At 37.6% G+C, this 20,654-nt stretch carries 20 protein-coding genes; all 20 read left to right on the forward strand.

Annotation, left to right across the window (positions count from 1 at the left end; genetic code table 11):
* The first annotated feature begins 93 nt into the window (after positions 1-93).
* The 20 genes from BCR24_RS02040 (at position 94) to BCR24_RS02135 (ending at position 20,346) form a co-directional block, all read left to right on the forward strand.
* Complete coding sequence (locus BCR24_RS02040; protein ID WP_069638901.1) at positions 94-1,065, forward strand: Gfo/Idh/MocA family protein; 972 nt, start codon at positions 94-96, stop codon at positions 1,063-1,065.
* A 575-nt stretch (positions 1,066-1,640) separates the two neighbouring features.
* Complete coding sequence (locus BCR24_RS02045) at positions 1,641-3,509, forward strand: BglG family transcription antiterminator (protein ID WP_069638902.1); 1,869 nt, start codon at positions 1,641-1,643, stop codon at positions 3,507-3,509.
* 5 nt (positions 3,510-3,514) lie between these two features.
* Positions 3,515-3,853 (forward strand): PRD domain-containing protein, encoded by a 339-nt coding sequence (locus tag BCR24_RS02050; RefSeq protein WP_069638903.1) that lies wholly within the window; start codon positions 3,515-3,517, stop codon positions 3,851-3,853.
* 81 nt (positions 3,854-3,934) lie between these two features.
* Entirely contained in the window at positions 3,935-4,288 is a 354-nt protein-coding gene (locus BCR24_RS02055) for a glycine-rich SFCGS family protein (protein WP_069638904.1), read from the forward strand.
* Between the two features lie 123 nt (positions 4,289-4,411).
* Positions 4,412-4,786, forward strand: coding sequence for a DUF4312 family protein (locus BCR24_RS02060; RefSeq protein ID WP_069638905.1), 375 nt, complete (start codon positions 4,412-4,414; stop codon positions 4,784-4,786).
* Complete coding sequence (locus BCR24_RS02065; RefSeq protein ID WP_069638906.1) at positions 4,787-5,569, forward strand: DUF4311 domain-containing protein; 783 nt, start codon at positions 4,787-4,789, stop codon at positions 5,567-5,569.
* Between the two features lie 24 nt (positions 5,570-5,593).
* A complete protein-coding gene (locus BCR24_RS02070; protein ID WP_069638907.1) occupies positions 5,594-6,256 on the forward strand; it encodes a DUF4310 family protein in 663 nt (220 codons plus the stop codon).
* Positions 6,257-6,461: 205 nt separating this feature from the next.
* Positions 6,462-7,550, forward strand: coding sequence for a DUF871 domain-containing protein (locus BCR24_RS02075; protein ID WP_069638908.1), 1,089 nt, complete (start codon positions 6,462-6,464; stop codon positions 7,548-7,550).
* Between the two features lie 8 nt (positions 7,551-7,558).
* Positions 7,559-8,668 carry an amidohydrolase/deacetylase family metallohydrolase gene (locus BCR24_RS02080; RefSeq protein WP_069638909.1) on the forward strand — a complete coding sequence of 370 codons (1,110 nt, stop codon included), beginning with the start codon at positions 7,559-7,561 and terminating at the stop codon, positions 8,666-8,668.
* Positions 8,658-9,752, forward strand: a complete 1,095-nt coding sequence (locus BCR24_RS02085) for a DgaE family pyridoxal phosphate-dependent ammonia lyase (RefSeq protein WP_069638910.1) — start codon at positions 8,658-8,660, stop codon at positions 9,750-9,752. The genes BCR24_RS02080 and BCR24_RS02085 overlap by 11 nt, the downstream gene beginning before the upstream one ends.
* A 32-nt stretch (positions 9,753-9,784) precedes the next feature.
* On the forward strand, positions 9,785-10,528 hold the full coding sequence (gene dagF / locus BCR24_RS02090; RefSeq protein WP_069638911.1) for a 2-dehydro-3-deoxy-phosphogluconate aldolase: 744 nt from the start codon (positions 9,785-9,787) through the stop codon (positions 10,526-10,528).
* A 116-nt stretch (positions 10,529-10,644) separates the two neighbouring features.
* Positions 10,645-11,655, forward strand: coding sequence for a sugar kinase (locus tag BCR24_RS02095; RefSeq protein ID WP_069638912.1), 1,011 nt, complete (start codon positions 10,645-10,647; stop codon positions 11,653-11,655).
* Between the two features lie 196 nt (positions 11,656-11,851).
* On the forward strand, positions 11,852-12,862 hold the full coding sequence (locus tag BCR24_RS02100; protein ID WP_069638913.1) for a hypothetical protein: 1,011 nt from the start codon (positions 11,852-11,854) through the stop codon (positions 12,860-12,862).
* Between the two features lie 30 nt (positions 12,863-12,892).
* On the forward strand, positions 12,893-13,339 hold the full coding sequence (locus BCR24_RS02105; RefSeq protein WP_069638973.1) for a YaiI/YqxD family protein: 447 nt from the start codon (positions 12,893-12,895) through the stop codon (positions 13,337-13,339).
* 291 nt (positions 13,340-13,630) lie between these two features.
* Complete coding sequence (locus tag BCR24_RS02110) at positions 13,631-14,707, forward strand: D-alanine--D-alanine ligase (RefSeq protein WP_069638914.1); 1,077 nt, start codon at positions 13,631-13,633, stop codon at positions 14,705-14,707.
* Between the two features lie 97 nt (positions 14,708-14,804).
* On the forward strand, positions 14,805-16,172 hold the full coding sequence (locus BCR24_RS02115; protein ID WP_069638915.1) for a UDP-N-acetylmuramoyl-tripeptide--D-alanyl-D-alanine ligase: 1,368 nt from the start codon (positions 14,805-14,807) through the stop codon (positions 16,170-16,172).
* Positions 16,173-16,505: 333 nt separating this feature from the next.
* Positions 16,506-18,053: a degradosome RNA helicase CshA gene (gene cshA, locus BCR24_RS02120; protein WP_069638916.1), complete on the forward strand. Its 1,548-nt coding sequence runs from the start codon at positions 16,506-16,508 to the stop codon at positions 18,051-18,053.
* A gap of 290 nt (positions 18,054-18,343) precedes the next feature.
* Positions 18,344-18,697 (forward strand): holo-ACP synthase, encoded by a 354-nt coding sequence (gene acpS / locus BCR24_RS02125; protein ID WP_069638917.1) that lies wholly within the window; start codon positions 18,344-18,346, stop codon positions 18,695-18,697.
* A 134-nt stretch (positions 18,698-18,831) separates the two neighbouring features.
* Positions 18,832-19,950, forward strand: coding sequence for an alanine racemase (gene alr, locus BCR24_RS02130; protein ID WP_069638918.1), 1,119 nt, complete (start codon positions 18,832-18,834; stop codon positions 19,948-19,950).
* 15 nt (positions 19,951-19,965) lie between these two features.
* Entirely contained in the window at positions 19,966-20,346 is a 381-nt protein-coding gene (locus BCR24_RS02135) for a type II toxin-antitoxin system PemK/MazF family toxin (protein ID WP_069638919.1), read from the forward strand.
* Positions 20,347-20,654 lie beyond the last annotated feature (308 nt).

Consider the following 20,654-nt stretch of genomic DNA (forward strand, 5'->3'; position numbering starts at 1 on the left):
ACTATTTTTCTGTAGAGATCTATTGTGATAAAAGTATCTTTTTGTCTTTTTCAAGATATACAGCTATAGTAGGAACAAAAGGAGTCGATCAGAATGAGGGAAATTCGTTATGGTATTTTAAGTACCGCACAAATCGTGCCCCGATTTGTTGAAGGAATCAAAAAAAGTAAAGCTGGAAAGGCTGTTGCCATCGCTTCAAGAAGTTTGGATAAAGCGGAGAAAATGGCGGAAGCGTTGGCTATTCCCAAAGCGTATGGTAGCTATGAAGAATTATGTCAGGATCATGAAATCGAAATTGTTTATGTTGCGACCTATAACAAAGGGCATTACGAAGCAGCAAAAATGGCCTTGAGCCATCATAAACATGTTTTGGTTGAAAAACCTTTTACGCTTTCAATAGTTCAGGCAGAGAAACTGTTTGCATTAGCAGAACAAAATGGGTGCTTTTTGATGGAAGCCCAAAAGTCAGTCTTTTTACCAATCAGTTTACAAGTGAAAAAAACCATCAAAGATAATAAAATTGGTGCCATCCGTTGGCTCCAATCAGTGACGACGTATCCTAATGTAGAGCATATCAGCTGGTTTCACTCATTAGATGCTGGCGGGGGAGCACTTCACGGATCGGGAAGTTATCCTATTCAATATATGCAGTTTTTATTGGATCAATCAATTGAAGAGTACAATGGCAGTGTGACCAGAAAAAAAGGATTGACGGATGATCAAGTAAATGTGGGATTAAGGTTTCAAAATCAAGTGTTAGCCTCTATTTTCATTTCAGTAAAAATAGACATCCCGAGTGTTATGACGATCTACGGTGAAAAAGGCCGTATAGAAATCCCTTACTTTTGGAAAGGCCAACATGCGACTATTTATTATGAAGATGGCAGTCAAGAAAAACTAGTTGGCGAGTTTGACAGTGAATTTGTATTTGAAGTGGAGCATGTGAATGAATGCTTACAAAAACAGTTGTTAGAAAGTCCTGTAATGACTAAAAAAATGACTCTGGATACAGTTCGTTTAGTAGATCAATTGTATACTACTTGGTTGACAGAAGATGAAAAGTGAAAAAGCCATTGCAATTAAAAGCTGTCTGTGTTAAAGTAATCCTCATGCGACGAGTTGACTCAATCAGACAGTTTCGGCTGTTCCGTTTTGACGGCTAGTGATTGACAAAACAACAGAGGCACATATGTTTAATCATACCTACCGGATGTAGGCGTGTCGGATAAATATTTTTGTGGAGAAGATTTTATCTATTTATTTTTATAAGTACTGTGGCGAAAAGAAGACTTCGGTCTTCTTTTTTGCTGTGAAGAGAAACAGAACGAATAGCGATGTTTAATGCCTGTAACTCTTGTTTACGTTCATGCGAGATCTAGTTATAAAAATCCTGTGTTGGTGCAAAAAAATTAATAATAGATAACTCTAATTGCACTAAGAAGAAAGTACAATAAAACTTGTATTTCCTAACAAAAAATCTGATAGAACGAAAAATAAAATAACGGTTAAGAGAATTTAAATCAGCGAAGAAGAATAGTATACTAAGAAAGTTGCACTTGTGTAAGTGCAACTTTTTTGTGTTGTTGTGTTATAAAAATCAAGCTATAGTTCAAGTGTAAGGAAAGAGAGTTGGTGAGTAAATGTCACTGCACTTATCAAAACGGGAAATAAAAATCTTGTTGCTGCTTTTGGATTTAGAAGAAAGTGTAACGACAAAGGAATTAGCTGAAACATTCAAAGTTAGTGTACGGACGATCAAATATGATTTAGATAATGTACGTGTTTGGTTCAAAGAGCAAAATGTTTTACTGCAGTCCCGCCGTAATAAAGGCATATGGTTGGAGATACCAGATTCAGAACGTTTGACCTTGAAAAATGAAATTATCGAAGTTGAACGATTCGAAACCTATCCCGATCAAGAATTGCGAGTCAATCAATTGATTTTTCGCCTATTATTAGCATCGAAGTGTTTGACCTCACAAGAGTTGGCAGATGAGCTGCAAGTCAGTAGAAATACGATCATCAGTGACTTAGATCGAGTCGAAGAACAAATTCAGCTCTACAACTTGGCGTTAAAACGTCAGAGTCGTCAGGGATTTTCGATTACAGGGAATGAAAGCAAAATTCGCTTGTTGATGGAGTATATCACGCAAAAAGAAATAACTGAATATGATATCTATCAAATCATGAGCTATTTTGTCCAGTCTGGTCAGCAGAAGAAAATGCAAGAAGTTCATGTTGGAGTCAACACGATTTTTCAAAAAATTTATCAAATTGCCTTGAAAGAAATGACCCGTCTTTTAGATCCATCTTTGTTTGATCAATTCAACTATGCTGAAATTCTTTCGATCACATTACGAGTCGCCATCGCAGCGGCAAGAATGCAGCTCCATCATACTGTTGGTGGCTATAAGATGTTGACCAATCAAAAAGTATTGGAGCAAAAACAGGAATTACCCTTTTTATTGATGAAACAAGTTTTTGATCATTATGACCTACCGCTTTTAGCAGATGAGTATTTTTATATTTATAGTGATGTATTTGTTGCGAATAATCAGCAGGATATTGTGGGACTAACAGAAGAGTTAATTAAAGATGTATCACAAGAGATTGATTTTCCTTTTTATCGAGACCGCCAATTATTTACGAATCTGTTTGCCCATCTATCTCTGCGTTTGACTAAGAAACATCTATTTATAAATGAATATAATCCGTTTGTTGATGACATCAAAGCGAAGTATCCACAGTTATTTTCAGCGATCCAGCTTGCCAGTCAAAGTGATATCGTAGGTTCTGCCTTATTAATCAATGATTCATTTATCGCCTATATTGCACTGCACTTTTTAGTGGCATATGAAAAAAATCTGCATGAGGTCAATGTAGTAAGAATCGTTTATGTATGTTCCACAGGCTTAGGTGTGACTAGTTTGATTGAACAAAAAATTCTTGAAGAAGTCTCTAATGTTGACATCGCAGGATTTGCTTCAGTTTTGAATGCAGTAGATGTAATAGAAGAAAAGAATCCAGACTTAGTTCTGAGTATTTTCCCAATCGAAATCTTGAATCGCCCGTTTGTTAAAGTTAACCCACTACCTACAGAAGCAGATCTTCATAGTATTCAAGAAGAAGTCAACAAAATTTTAATACACACGAAAAGCGGTAAAGTTCCTCGGCTGATTCCTCGTCAGCAGGTGAAAGAAAAACAAGGAATCGAAGCAGAAAGTCGCGATATTCTGGTTCGAACGTATGTGATCTATGAAGAGTTATTGAAAGCATTTGCTGACAAACTGACGCAAGAGTACAAAGAAGCGTTTTTATTACATGTCATGTTGATGGTCCATCGAATCACATTCGATGGTCAGTATGAAAACGAAGGAAACATTGTAAAAGAAACGTTGTTGGCGCAGCAAGTCTTAGTGGGAGAAATCGAGCAGATTTTTGCCAAAAACGATTTAATGGTTAATCAAGCAGAAATTACTGCTTTATTGAATTATATAAGAGAGGAGTAGTATGTATGAAAATAAGTAACGAGGCACAAATAATAATTGATGAAAGTCCTAATAAAGTCGAATTAGAAGCGGCACTAGAAAAAATTAATGGGTTATTGAGGGCGCAAAAGATTCAACCAACTGAATTACAATGGACGATTTTGATCAATCATATAAATGAAATGATTAAAAGGTCTAAAGCAGGTGAAAAAATGGCTGTGGTCGATCCAGCAATGTTTGAAGAAGTATCGAAAGAAGCGCTGAGGATGGCTGATAAAGTGGTTCAACTAATTGGCAATTTACCTCAAGATGAAATGTATGTATTATCGATTCATTTTGAAGCCGCTAGACAAAATGAAGAATAGAGAATAGACAGTGAACAAAAGAACTAAATTAAATTATCTAGCTTTTCAAGCTTATATTTTTAAAAATCAGGAGGAATTAAGATGATAACAGTAGTAATCGCAGATCGTTTAGGTAAAGGGCAAAATGTTGCAAAAGGGGTAGAGTCAGCTGGAGGTAAAGCTATTGTTGTTCCAGGAATGGGAGCAGATATGCGTTTAGGGGATGTCATGCAACTAGAAAATGCTGATTTAGGCATTTCATTTTGTGGTAGTGGTGGTGCAGGTGCTTTAACAGCAGCGACCAAGTATGGCTATAAAGAGCGGCATGGAATGCGCTCAATCGACGAAGGAGTAACGGCAATCAATGATGGTAAAACAGTTTTAGGTTTTGGTTTTATGGATCAAGAAGAATTGGGGAAACGAATTGTTGAAGCCTATATAAAAAAGAATGGCTAATCATTAAAGCATAGCGCACAGAAAAAGAGGGGGAACTGAATAAGGAGTAGTGCAGTCATTATTTTCATTTGTTAAAACCGTGAAGAGAAACGATTCAGTTTTAAAACAAGAGGAGGAAAACCAATGGGAAACGTAACGGCTAAAAAGCGTCAAGTTATTCAGGTTGAAGGTACAGGCAAAGAACAGAATCTAGCCTTTGCTAATGCATTGAACCAAATCCATAATCGTGTATTGAAGGAAAAAGATGATGTGATTGTTCGGATCGAGCCTGTAGCTATTCAAATTATCAAAGCAGAACAAGAAACCTATACAGAACGTTTTTTCTTTTTCTTTTTACCTCGAAAGCGAGCGGATTATCGTGTATTACTGAATGTCGAGGTAGAGATTACCTTGATTGAAATGGAGACGATTTCATTTGTAGAAAAAAAAGTTGCTGATCCAAATGGTCTTTCTATTCCTTTTGGGCAGAAAAAAAGAATACAGAAGGAGGCAAATTAAATGGATGTTGTAGTCGTTTTACTCAAATCTTTATTGATTGGAGGATTAGTCGGGTTTGCAGCAGGAGCAGGAGCCGCGAGAATGTTTCATGCACCAAGTACGCAAGGTTTAGGTGCTTTTAGAACTTTAGGGGAAATGAACGCTTGTGAAGGAGATGCAGCCAGTCATTTTTCTTTTGGATTAGGCTTCTTCTTTAATGCGTGGGCTTCAACTGTTGGTGCGGGTGCATTTACACAAGATGTAGATCATCGTGTGATTCCAAACTGGGCTGCTGCGGCTTTATTAGTCAAAAATAAAAATGTTGCTGAAACAATGCATAACCCTAAAAAAATGGGGATCTCCGGTGCAATTGTCGGAATGGTAGTGGTTGCTTTCTTGAATACGACAGCATCAGCAATTCCAGAATCACTACAGGTAACAGCGGTAGCTGTTTTAGTGCCAGCAGCAAATCTTTTGATCAACACTGTCATGCCTGTTTTATTCTGGCTAGCAGCAATCGATGCTGGTAAGCGTTCTGGTCTTTGGGCAACAATATTCGGCGGTCTTGCGACGATGATTATGGGCAACGCAGTACCAGGAGTTGTTTTAGGAATTTTGATTGGAAAAGGTGTCGATGAAATCGGCTGGAATAAAGTAACAAAAAGTATGATGGCAGCTGTTATTTTATTATTTGTATTTAGTGCATTTTTCCGTGGCTTCGATTTACAAATGATCGAAAGTTTCCGTTTACAGATTCCAGGTTGGTTACAAAATATGCATGATGTTTTTAGTATCGGTAAATAAGTAAATGGAAAGTGAGGAAGCAGGATGGATGAAATAGTAGAGTTGGAAAAAAAGAATTTTTGGTTTGCTGATTGGTCATTTCCTATTTTAGTTGGGTTATTGTCAGCTGGTGTATTCGCTGGAACGCATATGTATATTGAACATGGTGTAGGGGCCTTTAATGAAGTAGCCATCGTAGCGATGTTGAAAGCAGGAATGGATGGCGGTTCATATGGTGCTGCCGCTGCCTTTGGTGCTAGTTTCTTGTTTGCTCGTATTTTGGAGGGGTCACTAGTTGGAATATTGGATATTGGTGGTGCGATTTTAACGGGTGTTGGAATTGGTGTTCCTGCGATTTTTTTAAGTATGGATATTACAGCTCCAGTTGAAAATTTTAGTCTTTCATTATTAACAGGTATGCTACTTGGCTTAATCATTGGTGGTATTATTATCATGATTCGTAAATTTACCATTAATCAGTCAAATTCAACGTTTGGTGCAGATGTGATGATGGGGGCAGGGAATGCTTCTGGTCGTTTCTTAGGGCCATTGATTATTATTAGTGCATGTGGCGCGTCTGCGCCAATAGGCATTGGCTCAATTATTGGTGCTGTAATTTTCTATGTTTGGAAAAAACCAATTGCTGGTGGTGCGATTTTAGGAGCGATGATCTTTGGTGCACTATTTCCAGTAGATTTACCTAGTTAAAAAAAGGGCAAAATTGCACTTTTTCTTTTGAAAATCGTTTACATTATAATATTACCATGTTATTGTGAAGAGGAAATAATTTGATTGTTGGCATTCTAATTGGACAACCATTATTCCTAGTGGGATCGGTCACTATTTTTTGCAGTTCAGTCATTTTATGGAAGTATAGACATAAATTCGACTATCTAGAGCGGGGGAAAAGTGAATGAAACGAGTATTAGGCGTATCCGTGTATCCGGATCACAGTGAGATAGAAAAAGATAAAGCCTATTTGAAAAAGGCTAGTGAATGTGGCTTTTCGCGAATCTTCATGAGTATGTTGGAAGTAACGCAAGGGAAAGAAGTTGTTAAGGAAAAGTTCAAGTCGTTGATTTCTTATGCAAAAAGTTTAGGCTATGAGACGATTTTAGATGTTGCACCAACTATTTTTGATGAACTACAGATTTCATACGATGATCTAACATTCTTTTATGAGATGGGTGCTGATGGGATTCGGTTAGATGTTGGATTTGATGGAAATAAAGAAGCTAGATTGACGTTTAATCCATTTGATTTAGCGATTGAATTGAACATGAGTAATGATGTTGCTTATCTTGATACTATTTTGACCTATGAAGCAAATGTTCCATTTCTTTATGGTTGTCACAATTTTTATCCTCAGGAAGGAACAGCATTACCGTATGATTTCTTTGAGCGTTGTAGCGTTCGTTTTAAAAAACATGGGATTCGCACAGCAGCATTCATCAATTCCCAGGCAGGTAAAATTGGCCCTTGGGATGTCAACGATGGCTTACCTACGTTAGAGATGCATCGGCATTTACCTGTAGATATTCAAACAAAACACTTATTTGCAACAGGTCTGATTGATGATGTGATTATTGGGAATGCTTACGCATCAGATGAAGAATTAGAGTTACTAGGCAGTTTAAATCGTTATCAATTGGAATTAACAGTTGAGTTTACCAAAGAAGCCAGTGATGTTGAAAAAATAATCACATTAAAGGAGCAACACTTCCGTCGCGGCGATATCACAGATCAAGTCGTACGTTCAACAGAAGTTCGTAAAAAATATAACGATGACGCTAATCCTGCTCATGATAATACCAAAGAGTTTCAAATCGGAGATATTGTAATCGGAAATGATGCATTTGGGAAATACAAAAATGAATTGCAAATTGTTCTACAACCGCATTCAGATGACCGTAAAAATAAAGTAGGTCAAATCACAGAAGAAGAATTGTTGTTGTTGGATTTTGTAAAGCCCTGGACAAAATTTAGATTTAAAGAAAAGTAGGGGATAAAATGAGTTATGATTTGATCATTAAAAATGGGAAAACCATTACTGGTCAGCCCATAGAAATAGCAATCAACGCTGGGGAAATCGTGAAAGTTGCAGATGAAATCAATGAAAAGGGTGAGGAATTGATCGAGTTAAACGGTGATGCGTATGTATCCGCTGGCTGGATTGATGATCATGTTCATTGTTTTGAAAAAATGACTCTTTACTATGATTTTCCAGATGAAATTGGTGTTAAAAAAGGTGTAACAACCGTCATAGATGCTGGTACTACAGGGGCCGAGAATATCCATGAATTTTATGATTTAGTGAAAAAAGCGAAAACAAATGTATATGCCCTAGTGAATATCTCAAAATGGGGCATTGTTGAACAAGATGAATTGGCTGATCTGAGTAAGGTTAAAGAGGAACTAGTTCATAAGGCATTAACTGAGATGCCAGATTTTGTTGTAGGGTTCAAAGCTCGTATGAGTAAAACGGTGATTGGGGACAACGGGATCAGGCCGTTAGAAATGGCGAAAAAAATTCAAAAAGCCAATAATGGATTACCATTAATGATACATATTGGTTCAGCTCCGCCAAAGCTAGATGAAATTTTAGCCCATATGTCAAAAGGCGATATTTTAACTCATTGTTTCAATGGCAAACCAAATGGCATCTTAAACCAAGCAACTAGTCAAATCAAAGACTTTGCTTGGGCTGCTTACGATAAAGGGATTGTATTTGATATTGGTCATGGAACGGACAGCTTCAATTTTGAGGTTGCTGAAACGGCTTTAAAAGAAGGCATGAAAGCAACCTCGATCAGCACAGATATTTATATCCGCAATCGAGAAAAAGGTCCAGTTCATGATTTGTCAACTACGATGGAAAAATTACGCGTGGTAGGCTATGATTGGCCTGAGATTATTGAAAAAGTTACATCAGTTCCAGCTGGAAATTTCCATTTTGAGACGAAAGGTCACTTAAAAGAAGGCTATGATGCTGATATTACGATTTTTACGATTGAAACAGGTCAAAAGACTTTAACTGATTCGAATGGATTTAAAAGAGAAGCAACAGAATTGATCAAACCTGTAAAAACCATTATTGGAGGAACAGTTTATGACAATTAATTATGAAAAATTCAATTTAAAAGAAGTGATCAATGCATCGGGTAGAATGACGATTTTAGGTGTGTCAAAAGTTTCTGAAACTGTTTTAGCTGCACAAAAATTTGGTGGAGAACATTTTTTTGAAATGAGCGAATTAAGTATTCAAACTGGTGCGTATCTAGCACAATTATTAAAGGTTGAAGATGCCCAAATCGTTTCTTGTGCATCAGCGGGAATCGCTCAAAGTGTTGCCGCTTTGATTGGTGAAGGATCTGTTTATCATGCCTATCATCCTTATACTGATAAAATCGCAAAACGTGAAATTATTTTGCCAAAGGGCCATAATGTAGATTATGGGACACCGGTTGAAGTTATGGTGGAACAAGGTGGCGGACAAGTGATTGAAGCTGGTTACGCAAATATGTGTACACCGGAACATATTGAAATGATGATCACAGATCAGACTGCAGCCCTTTTGTATATCAAAAGTCACCACACAGTTCAAAAGAGTATGTTAAGTGTGGTAGAGGCTGCAATTGTAGCAAAAGCTCACAACATACCATTGATTGTTGATGCCGCAGCGGAAGAAGACTTAGTTAAATACAGCGAAGCAGGTGCTGATTTGGTAATCTATAGCGGTGCCAAAGCAATTGAAGGCCCGAGCGCTGGTTTAGTGATTGGCAAAAAACAATACATTGAATGGATCCGTCTGCAAGGTAAAGGGATTGGGCGTGCTATGAAGATTGGTAAAGATAATATTTTAGGATTTACACAAGCAGTGGAAGATTATGTGAACAATGGGAGTGAATCAGGGGCCCTGATGCAAGCTCGTTTAGCACCTTTTATTACAGCTTTGAACGCAATTCAAAATATTGAAGCTAAAATTGTCAAAGATGGTGCAGGGCGAGATATTTATCGTGCCAGTATTAAAGTCAAGGGTGCAAAATCAGCGAAAGAAGTCATTCAAGAATTAAGAGCTGAAAGTCCAGCAGTCTATACGCGTGAGTACCAAGCAAATAATGGAATTATTGAATTTGATATTCGTTCAGTAAATGAAGAAGAAATGAATAAAATCGTAACCCGTTTAACAACGATCATGCATTAAAAACTGTCATACTAAATTAGGAGTGAAACATTATGTCATTAACACCGAACTATCTAGAAAACCGTATTTGTTTAAATGTTTTAGCGAATTCCGTAGAGAATGCTAAAGACTGTTATGAAGCCGCAGAAGGGCATATTGTTTTAGGGGTACTATCAAAAAACTATGCGACTGATGAAGCTGCAATCGAAGAGATGAAAAAATATGCTGATGAAACGAATAATGCTTTATCTGTTGGACTAGGTGCAGGGGACCCGAATCAAAGCCAGATGGTCTCAAGACTGTCCAAAGAACTACAACCTCAACATGTTAACCAAGTCTTTACAGGCGTGGGCACTTCACGTGCTTTACTAGGTCAAAACGAAACGGTTGTCAACGGCTTGGTGTCGCCGACAGGTAAAGTTGGGATCGTCAATATTGCTACAGGACCATTAAGTTCGCAAGCACCAGTTGGTGAAGTAACGATCGAAACCGCGATTCGTTTATTGCAAGATATGGGTGGTAGCTCAATCAAATTTTTCCCGATGAAAGGTTTAGCGCATATCGAAGAATACAAAGCTGTAGCTGAAGCTTGCGCAAAATATGATTTTTACCTAGAGCCAACTGGTGGAATCGATTTAGAAAACTTTGAAGAAATCGTACAGATCGCAGTAGATGCTGGCGTGAAAAAAATCATTCCCCATGTTTATAGCTCGATCATTGACTCAGAAACAGGAGACACAAGACCAGAAGATGTTAAATCGTTACTAGGTATGATCAAAAATACGTTGAAAAAATAAAAGCTGAACATGCTCGTTCAGGACTTCGGAAAAAATAGAAAAACTGAGCCTCAGGCAATTTTTATCTTTTTTCCGAAGTCTTAGCTTGTAAAGCTAGGAAGTAGGCAGGGATCGAGATGAGAATTGCGGCCTTTGGTGAAATAATGATGCGTTTGACACCACCAGAATATTTGATGTTGGAGCAAACGAAGGAATTACGGTTAGATTTTACAGGTACAGGAGTCAATATTTTAAGCAATCTTGCTCATTTCGGCACTCAGACAAGTCTGCTGACGAACCTTCCAGATAATCGGTTAGGTGAAGCAGCCAAAGCCAGTGTTCGCCAATTAGGTATTCAAGATTGCTGGATCGGCAGTTTGGGGGATCATATTGGTTCCTATTTTGCAGAAATGGGATTTGGTCCAAGACCAACGCAGGTGACGTATCAAAATCGTCGAAATAGTTCATTTGGGATCAGTGGTGCTTCTGATTATGATCTTGACGCTTTTTTGGAGGAAATAGATTTAATTTATATTTGTGGGATCTCGTTAAGTTTGACGGAGAAAACGCGAGAAGCAGCCCTTGTATTAGCTGAAAAGGCGCATAAGAAAGGGAAAAAAGTTTGTTTTGATTTTAATTTTCGTCCTAGTTTGAACGAAGCCCATGGTGTTTCGCTTATGCAAGAACAATATGAAAAGATGCTACCTTATTGTGATGTGGTTTTTGGTAGCCATCGTGATTTAACAGATTTACTGGGCATGGAGTTAGATCAAACATTGGATGTCTCTGAACAATTTGAAAGAGTTGTCCGCCAGTTTATGGCAAAATATCAGATTGAACATTTTGCTGGAACCATTCGCCAAGGTGAAGGTGACAGACGATATTTGACTGGCTTCCTATTTGATGCGGAAAACTATGTTCAAGCCGCTCCACGTCAAATTATCAATTTAGATCGAATCGGTGCAGGAGATGGTTATGCCGCAGGAATTTTATTGGGTTATAGTGAATCGTGGTCATTAGTGGAAACAGTAGAATTTGCTACGGCTAATGGAGTCTTAGCCCATACGATCCAAGGGGACGTACCGTTAACGACACGGAAACAGGTAAAACATTTAATGGAACAACCCACTGTTGATTTGATTAGATAAGAAAAAGAGTAGAATGAATTAGTGTAAATGCGTTTATACTACTTTCGTTCTAGTCTTTTTTTCATTATAATGAGGATAAACAATGAATTTAGCGAAACCATTTACGTAGTTAAGATAAATTGGTATGCTAAGGGTCAGTGGCTATTATTATTCGTTGCATTTATATAGAACAGTCTGTTTACAGGAGGAGATCGACATGACCGATGAAAATATTTGGAAAGCACTAGACGATAATGTTTTGAAAGATAGTATTCGCAAACGACCAGGTATGTACATTGGTGGAATTGGTCCCACTGGCTTAGAAAGTATGGTCTTACAAGTGCTGGATCATTTACTGCAATTAGCAGTTGATCTAAAGCAGGAAGAGCTTTCAATCGAACTATCAGATCAACAATTTATTTTTTCTTTTTTCAGTAAAAAAGGCTTACTTCTAGATGAAATTCCAAAAGAACAGTATACACCACCGTATCTTTTTCTTTCTGTTGTTAATGCACTATCGGAGCAATTGGGCTTTGGTGTAGAAAAATCAGGAAAACGAACGATCCAAATTTATCAACATGGACTGTTGAATAAAAAAGCGTTGATTCCTTCAGAAGATGAAGGGCAAAGAATCGAATTGGCATTCACGCCTGATGCAAGTTTATTTGGTCACGCACCGTTATCTTATTTTGTTTTACTGAATCGTTGTCAGGAATTGGCGATGCTACACAGCGGATTGACGATTTCGTTGACTGATGGAAAAAAACAAAAAAATTATTTTCATTACAAGCAAGGACTTGTTGACTATATTTTTCAAAAAGATGATAGCATCACGCGTAGCGGGCAGCCGTTGATCATTAATACGATCAGTGAAGGTGTCACAATTCAAGCAGTTATTTCAAAAAATGGCTCTACGAGTATTAAAGATAGCTTTGTTAATGGACACCTACCAGCTGATGGCGGTACGCATCTGGATGGATTTATTCAAGGAACGGTGGATGGAATTAATCAATTTTTGGAAGAAACGAATCGTTTGAAATACCTCACAGTAGATAATTTTTCTGAACGTTTTGATATGGTTCTTTCAATCAAAGTCAAACGGCCAAGATACACTGGGGCAATTAAAAAGAAAATCAGAAATCCCGAGCTATATAAAATCGTGAGAGAAGCGGTTTTTTCGGAAGTATCATTCTTTTTAAAACGCCATCCTGCGTGGTATTTAAATTAAAATGAGCGATAATCATTGAAAGGTGCGACTATGAAAATTTTTATTGATGGTGATGGTTCACCAGTGAAAGAAACTACGATCGAAATAGCATTAAGTTATTCGATCGCAGTTGTGATTGTGACAAGTATTGACCATTACTCTCTGAAAGAATATCCTGAGAATGTTTCTTTTGTTTATGTTGATAAAGGCGCAGATGCAGCAGATTATAAAATTGTTCAATTGATTAGACAAGGTGATATTTTGGTGACGCAAGATTATGGCTTGGCTTCATTGGTGTTGCCAAAGGGTGTGCGCGTGTTACATCAGTTAGGGTATGAGTATACAGGCGGAAATATTGATGGATTGCTGGAACAACGGTATTTTAGTGCGAAAGTTCGTAAAAGTGGCGGACATACGAAAGGACCAAAAGCTTTTACACAAGCCGATCGCGATAAATTCAAAAAGACGCTTGTTGAGCTGATTGAACAGAAGAAGTAAGAACAGTTTCATTTTCATTCTAGCTCTATATGGGAATAAGAGCGCCTTTTATTTGTATGACAAGCAAAAAACTTTTTGATTGAATTCGCTATTTGTTTCTATTCCGAGGAATGGTTTTATGCTAAAATATGAAAGAGCAATTTTGAAATCTTTTTTTAGATAGAACCATAAATACAAGAAAATGATTTAGCTTGACGATAAGTTCTCCTAGCAATTAGAAACAAGAGATCAGCGTGAGTGGCTTAGGAACTAAACCTTTCGTTTAGCTTTAAAAATTAGGAGGAAAAGCATTTGAAGATAACTTTGTTATATGGTGGAAGAAGTGAGGAGCATGATGTTTCGATATTGTCTGCCTATTCCGTTTTAAATGCGATTTATTATAATTACTATCAAGTTCAGTTAGTTTTTATTAGTAAAGATGGGCAGTGGGTTAAAGGACCTCTTTTATCAGAAAAACCTACAAGTAAAGAGATCCTCAAGCTAACTTGGTCAGAAGATGGTGAGACAGATAAGTGGGGTGAGTTCACAGGTCGCGTAATCATGCCTTGTGAAATCAAAGAAGAAGATACGATTGTTTTTCCTGTATTACATGGACCTAATGGGGAAGACGGGACGATCCAAGGGTTCCTAGACACATTAGGATTACCTTATGTTGGAGCTGGTGTGCTTGCAAGTGCCAATGCGATGGATAAAATCATGACCAAGTATTTATTGCAAACAGCTGGCATCCCGCAAGTGCCATTTGTACCTGTATTGAGAAGTGACTGGAAAGAAAATCCTAGAAAAGTCTTTGAACAATGCGAGGGTTCATTGATTTATCCGGTATTTGTTAAACCTGCTAACATGGGCTCAAGTGTGGGGATCAGTAAAGCTGAAAATCGTGAAGAGTTGCAAAATGCATTGGAAGAAGCGTATCGTTACGATTCAAGAGCAATTGTAGAACAAGGAATCGAAGCACGCGAAATCGAAGTGGCAATTTTAGGTAATGAGGATGTTCGGACAACATTACCGGGTGAAATCGTCAAAGATGTTGAATTCTATGATTACAATTCAAAATATATCGATAATCAAATCACGATGAAAATTCCAGCTGAAGTGCCTGATGAAGTTCATCAAAAAGCGCGAGAATTTGCAAAAAAAGCGTACACTATTTTAGACGGCAGTGGACTAAGTCGCTGCGATTTCTTTTTGACTAGTAAAAATGAGTTATTCTTAAATGAACTGAACACGATGCCTGGTTTCACAGAATTTAGTATGTACCCATTACTATGGGAAAATATGGGCTTAAAGTATAGTGATTTGATCGAAGAATTAATTCAGTTAGCATTAAATCGCTTCAAACAAAGACAAAGTTTTTACGAAAGATAAACCACAAAAAGGGAGGAAGCAAAACGCAGTGAGTTTTGTTTCAGCCCTTTTATAGTGAACTAGACAAATCATTTCTGATTTAAAAGGAGAGAAAACGATGCAATTAACTTTCTGGGAAGCGGCAAAAGCAGTCAACGCCACAAATGACTGGAAGAAGTGGAACGATTTTGATTTGACAGGTCTGGAATTTGATAGCAGAATAATTACCAAAGGCAATCTTTTTATTCCGCTAAAAGGTGAAAATGATGGGCATTCATTTATAAAGAATGCTATAGATAAAGGTGCAGGTGCATCATTTTGGAGTACTTCAGAATCTGCCCCAGATCAATTGCCAGTTTTACAGGTAGCAGATACTCTAAGAGCAATGCAAGATTTAGCTATTTATTATTTAAAAAAAATGGCGCCGACAGTCGTTGCCATCACAGGAAGCAATGGCAAAACAACAACGAAAGATATGACAGAAGCGGTCTTAGCGCAACAATTTCAAACTTATAAAACCCAAGGAAATTATAATAATGATATCGGCTTGCCGTACACTATTTTACAGATGCCTGATAAAACGGAGCAATTGATTTTAGAAATGGGGATGGATCATGCTGATGAGATCGATTTTTTATCAAGATTAGCTCAACCTGATGTAGCTGCGATTACCATGATCGGTGAGGCGCACATTGAAAATCTTGGATCGAGAGAAGGGATTGCCAAAGCAAAAATGGAAATTACGTCTGGGCTGGCTGCTAAGGGATTATTGATTATTCCGGCAGAGGAACCACTGCTATCTCCTCTGACAAAAGGATTAACGCAAACAATTAAAACATTTGGGTTTGGGAAAGCTGATTGTCAAGCAGAGATCATTGAAGCGCAAAAAGAATATACTTCTTTTAAAATCAATGGCTCACCTATTTTATATACCATTCCTGTTCCTGGAAAGTATAATGTGGGGAACGCTTTGATTGCGATTAGCATTGGTCAATGGTTTCAGCTATCAGAAGAAAAAATCCAAGCGGGCTTAGCCAAGTTTCAGTTAACTAAAAACCGAACACAGTGGCTAAAAAGCAAGACGGGAATCGAAATTCTAAGTGATGTTTACAATGCGAATCCAACTGCTATGAATTTGGTCTTAGATAGCTTTAGTCAAATGCCAACAAAGGGAAAACGAATAGCGGTTCTAGGAGATATGCTTGAATTAGGGCCAGACTCAGCTGCAATGCATGCATCTGTGGAGGAACATCTAAATCCGGCTGAAATAACAGAAGTTGTCCTCTATGGTGAGCAAATGCAGGTCCTGTACGAAGAATTAGTGAAAAAGTATCAAGAAAACAAAATCCACTATTTCCACAAAGAAGAAAAGGATCAATTAACAAGCACATTAAAATCAATTTTAGAACCAAAAGATACGGTTGTTTTAAAAGCCAGCAACGGAATGGGTTTAAGTGAGGTCGTTAATTCCCTTCTAGAAAGTTAGCAAGCTTTCATAAAACTTGCTGAAAATATAAATATATGCTAAAATAACCTATTGCCGAAAGATCGAAGTAGATAAAACGAAAGTACCTATTGAAGATACTTTTCTATCATATAAAGATTAAAAAAGCTGAACGAACTCGTTTGGCTTTTCTAGTGCCTGTAGCTTCATAAGGTGGATTTTTCGGTAACACTAATGAGAAAATAAACTAGACCTATGTTGAAGGTTTACAGACTCCATGAACATTTTCAAAATTAGTGAAAGTCAAATCACCTGTAACACCAATTTTAGAAGAAAAAATTTCTTCTGCAACAAACATTATTAGGAGGATATCATTTGAAATTTAAAGAACTAGGCTTAGAAACAGACTTATTGGCAGCAATCGAACGCTCAGGATTTGAAGAAGCAACACCAATCCAAGAGGAAACGATCCCTCTAGCATTAGAAGGAAAAGACGTTATCGGACAAGCACAAACAGGTACTGGTAAAACAGCTGCTTTTGGCTTACCGATGTTGCAAAAAATCGATACAGCAAACCGTGTTGTACAAGGAATCGTTATTGCACCAACTCGTGAATTAGCGATCCAAACACAAGAAGAATTGTACCGTTTAGGTCGTGACAAAAAAATCCGTGTTCAAGCAGTCTATGGTGGCGCAGATATTGGCCGTCAAATTCGCGGACTAAAAGAAAACCCACATGTGGTTGTCGGAACACCAGGTCGTTTATTGGATCATATCAATCGTCGCACCTTGAAGTTAGATACGATCGAAACATTGGTTTTGGATGAAGCAGATGAAATGTTGAACATGGGATTCTTAGAGGATATCGAAAAAATCATCTCTAAAATTCCAGCAAAACGTCAAACATTACTATTTTCAGCAACAATGCCGCCAGCAATCAAAAATATCGGCGTGAAATTCATGAAAGAACCAGAACACGTAAAAATCAAAGCAAAAGAAATGACTGCTGATTTGATCGATCAATATTATGTGCGTTCAAAAGACTTCGAAAAATTCGATGTAATGACACGCTTACTAGATGTTCAAACACCAGAGCTAACAATTGTCTTTGGTCGTACAAAACGTCGTGTAGATGAATTAGCACGTGGATTAGAAGCACGTGGCTACAAAGCAGAAGGTATTCATGGAGACTTGTCACAACAAAAACGTATGAGCGTATTACGTTCATTTAAGAGTGGTAATTTGGACATCTTAGTAGCAACAGACGTTGCAGCTCGTGGATTAGACATTTCTGGTGTCACACACGTTTACAACTACGATATCCCGCAAGATCCAGAAAGCTATGTTCACCGTATCGGCCGTACTGGTCGTGCCGGAAAAGGCGGAATGTCAGTGACATTCGTTACACCAAATGAAATGGGTTACCTACATGTCATTGAGGAATTAACGAAAAAGCGTATGACCCCACTACGTCCACCAAATGAACAAGAAGCATTTAAAGGACAATTGGGTGCAGCAATTGAAACAGTCGAAGAAAAATTAGCTGAAAATGGTCTAGAAAATTACTTGCCATCTGCTAAAAATCTTTTGGAAAAATATTCTGCTGAAGATTTAGCAGCATTACTACTAAAAACTATTTCTAAAGACCCATCAGATGCTGTACCAGTAAAAATTACACCAGAACGTCCATTACCATCTACGAAAAAAGGCTTCAACAAAAATAATCGTGGTGGTGGCGGTGGTAACAGCCGTAACCGTAATAAAAATGGTGGCGGTGGCTATCGTGGCAATAAAAATAACAAAAGCACAGGTGGTAGCAGCAGTGGAAATGGCGGCGGCTACAATAAGAGCAAAGATAATCGTTCGGCCAAACGTCATAACGACAAAAAACGTAGCTTTGTTATTAGAGATAACTCAAATTAATAAATCAATAACAGTTGGAAATAAGAAATAACTATTTCCAATGTATGACTTATTGGATTTTAAAAGAGTGGAACAAAGCTTAGACTTTGTTCCACTCTTTTTCCTTTTTAGTAAAAGGATGCAATAAAGAAGAGATAAACTGTATTTCTACCCCTTTTTTCGCTCCTTAAAACCGAGTGTTATCAACACATAAAGCTTTTTATTAATTTTTTCCATTATTATGTGGAAAAATTGCTAAAATTTGATAGAATAAGAGTAATTTATAAAATAAAAAAAGAGGGCTTGAAAGAATGATAAAAGGAATTGGTATAGATATGGTTGAGCTTTCAAGAATCGAAAAAATCATCGAAAATAAATCTTCTTTTGTTCAGCGAGTTCTGACGAGTAATGAATATGAACTTTTTCAAAGATTACCTCACAAACGTCAGGTCGAGTTTTTAGCAGGCCGTTTTGCTTGTAAAGAAGCTTTCTCAAAAGCCTGGGGGACAGGGATTGGAAGTGTCGGATTACACGATATTGAAATCTTAAAAGAACAAAGTGGAGCGCCGAAAGTCACAAAATCACCTCATAAAGGAAATGTATTTGTATCCATTTCCCACACAGAAACCTCTGCGGTTGCTCAAATCATCTTGGAAGTTGGTTGATTAGCTACTAAATTTGAATACCGGTCGAGATAAAAGCGATTGATCAACGATCATGGGCTGTATTCCCACGAGGAACTGTATAAGCAAATGATTCGGCTGTTTCTGATCCGACCGTAAAAGAAAGAAGGACATATATGGCTGTAGGATGGCATCGTCCCACAAAGTTAGTGATCGATACACAAGCGATCAAAGAAAATGTTTCAAATGAAGTCAAACGAATGCCGCAAGGTACAGAGCTATTTGCTGTAGTCAAAGCAAACGGATATGGACACGGAGCTGTACAAACGGCTCAAGCAGCGATTGAAGGAGGTGCTACGGGCTTTTGTGTCGCAATCCTAGATGAGGCCATCGAACTAAGAGAAGCTGGCATTACAGAGCCAATACTGATTTTAAGTGTTGTAGATGTTTCTTACATAGACCTGTTGCTAAAATATGATCTATCCGTCACGGTAGCAACTCAAGAATGGTTAGTACAAGCAATTGATCAATTGAATCAGATAAAAACACAAGCACCATTAAAAATACATATAAAAGTCGATACAGGTATGGGGCGTATTGGTTTTACTACACCAATTGCTGTAAAACAAACAATTGAATTAATTCAGTCAACGCAAGTAATCGCTTGGGAAGGCTTGTTCACGCACTTTTCTACAGCAGATGAAAAAAATACGAGTTACTTTGAAAAACAATCAGAGCGTTTCCAAGAAATTTTATCTGTTCTTTCAGAGTTACCCCAATATGTACATGTAAGTAATAGTGCAACTGCACTTTGGCATCCTAATAATGCGGGAAATATGATTCGATTTGGTATAGCAATGTATGGACTGAATCCATCGGGACATGCATTACCCGAAATTTATCCATTAAAACCAGCCTTGAGTTTAGTGTCAAAGCTGATTCAAGTGAAAGAACTAGCAGTGAATGAAGGAATTGGTTATGGAAATACGTATACGACTACAAAAAATGAATGGATCGGTACTGTCCCAATCGGGTATGCAGACGGCTGGCTCCGTCATCTACAAGGGTTTTCAGTATTAGTTAATGGTGAAAAATGTGAAATTGTTGGCAGAATCTGCATGGATCAATGTATGATTCGCTTGCCGAGAAAAACGAATGTAGGGACAACTGTCACATTGATAGGACACGACCATGGAGCAAATATCACATTGCAAATGGTGGCAGACAAACTAGAAACAATCCACTATGAAGTGGCATGTACATTTTCTGAACGTATGCCAAGGGAGTATAAATAGAATAGGAGGCTTCAAATGGTCAAAAGGGGTGACATATATTTTGCAGACTTATCCCCTGTTGTAGGATCAGAACAAGGGGGAGTGCGACCAGTACTCGTCATACAAAATAATTTAGGAAATCATTTTAGTCCAACCATTATTGTAGCCGCAATCACAGCAAAAATGGCTAAACCCAAATTACCTACACATATCGGCATCAATTCTGAAGAAACTGGAATCGAACGAGATTCAGTCATTTTACTAGAACAAATCCGCACCATTGATAAGATCCGTTTAAAAGAAAAGGTTTGTCATTTGGGAATAGATATCATGGAAGCGGTCGATCGTGCGTTAGGTGTCAGCGTAGGAATTTTGGAAGCAGAACTAGAAGAAGAGAATCTTGGTACATATCGTTAAAAGTATCGGACATTTGGCTGGAAAACATAAGACATATCCAGTTGTATTCCTATTAGGATAATTGTTTGAGACGACGTAATACGAAATGGAAACAGGAACACTGTGTTAATTACTTAGATCTTGTTATTATTAATTATTTAACACTTAATAATAAAACCACTCTTATCAATAGAATAAAACTGAAAATTAGACCTATAGAAACAACATTCGTTCACTGAATTAGTAAAAAAACACTAAAATTTATCACGTACCCTGCTGTTTTTATTGACTTTTAGTTGCGTTTATAAAAAAAAGTTGGCAATAGCGCA

This window comes from Enterococcus ureilyticus (assembly GCF_001730315.1).
Taxonomy (GTDB): domain Bacteria; phylum Bacillota; class Bacilli; order Lactobacillales; family Enterococcaceae; genus Enterococcus_L; species Enterococcus_L ureilyticus.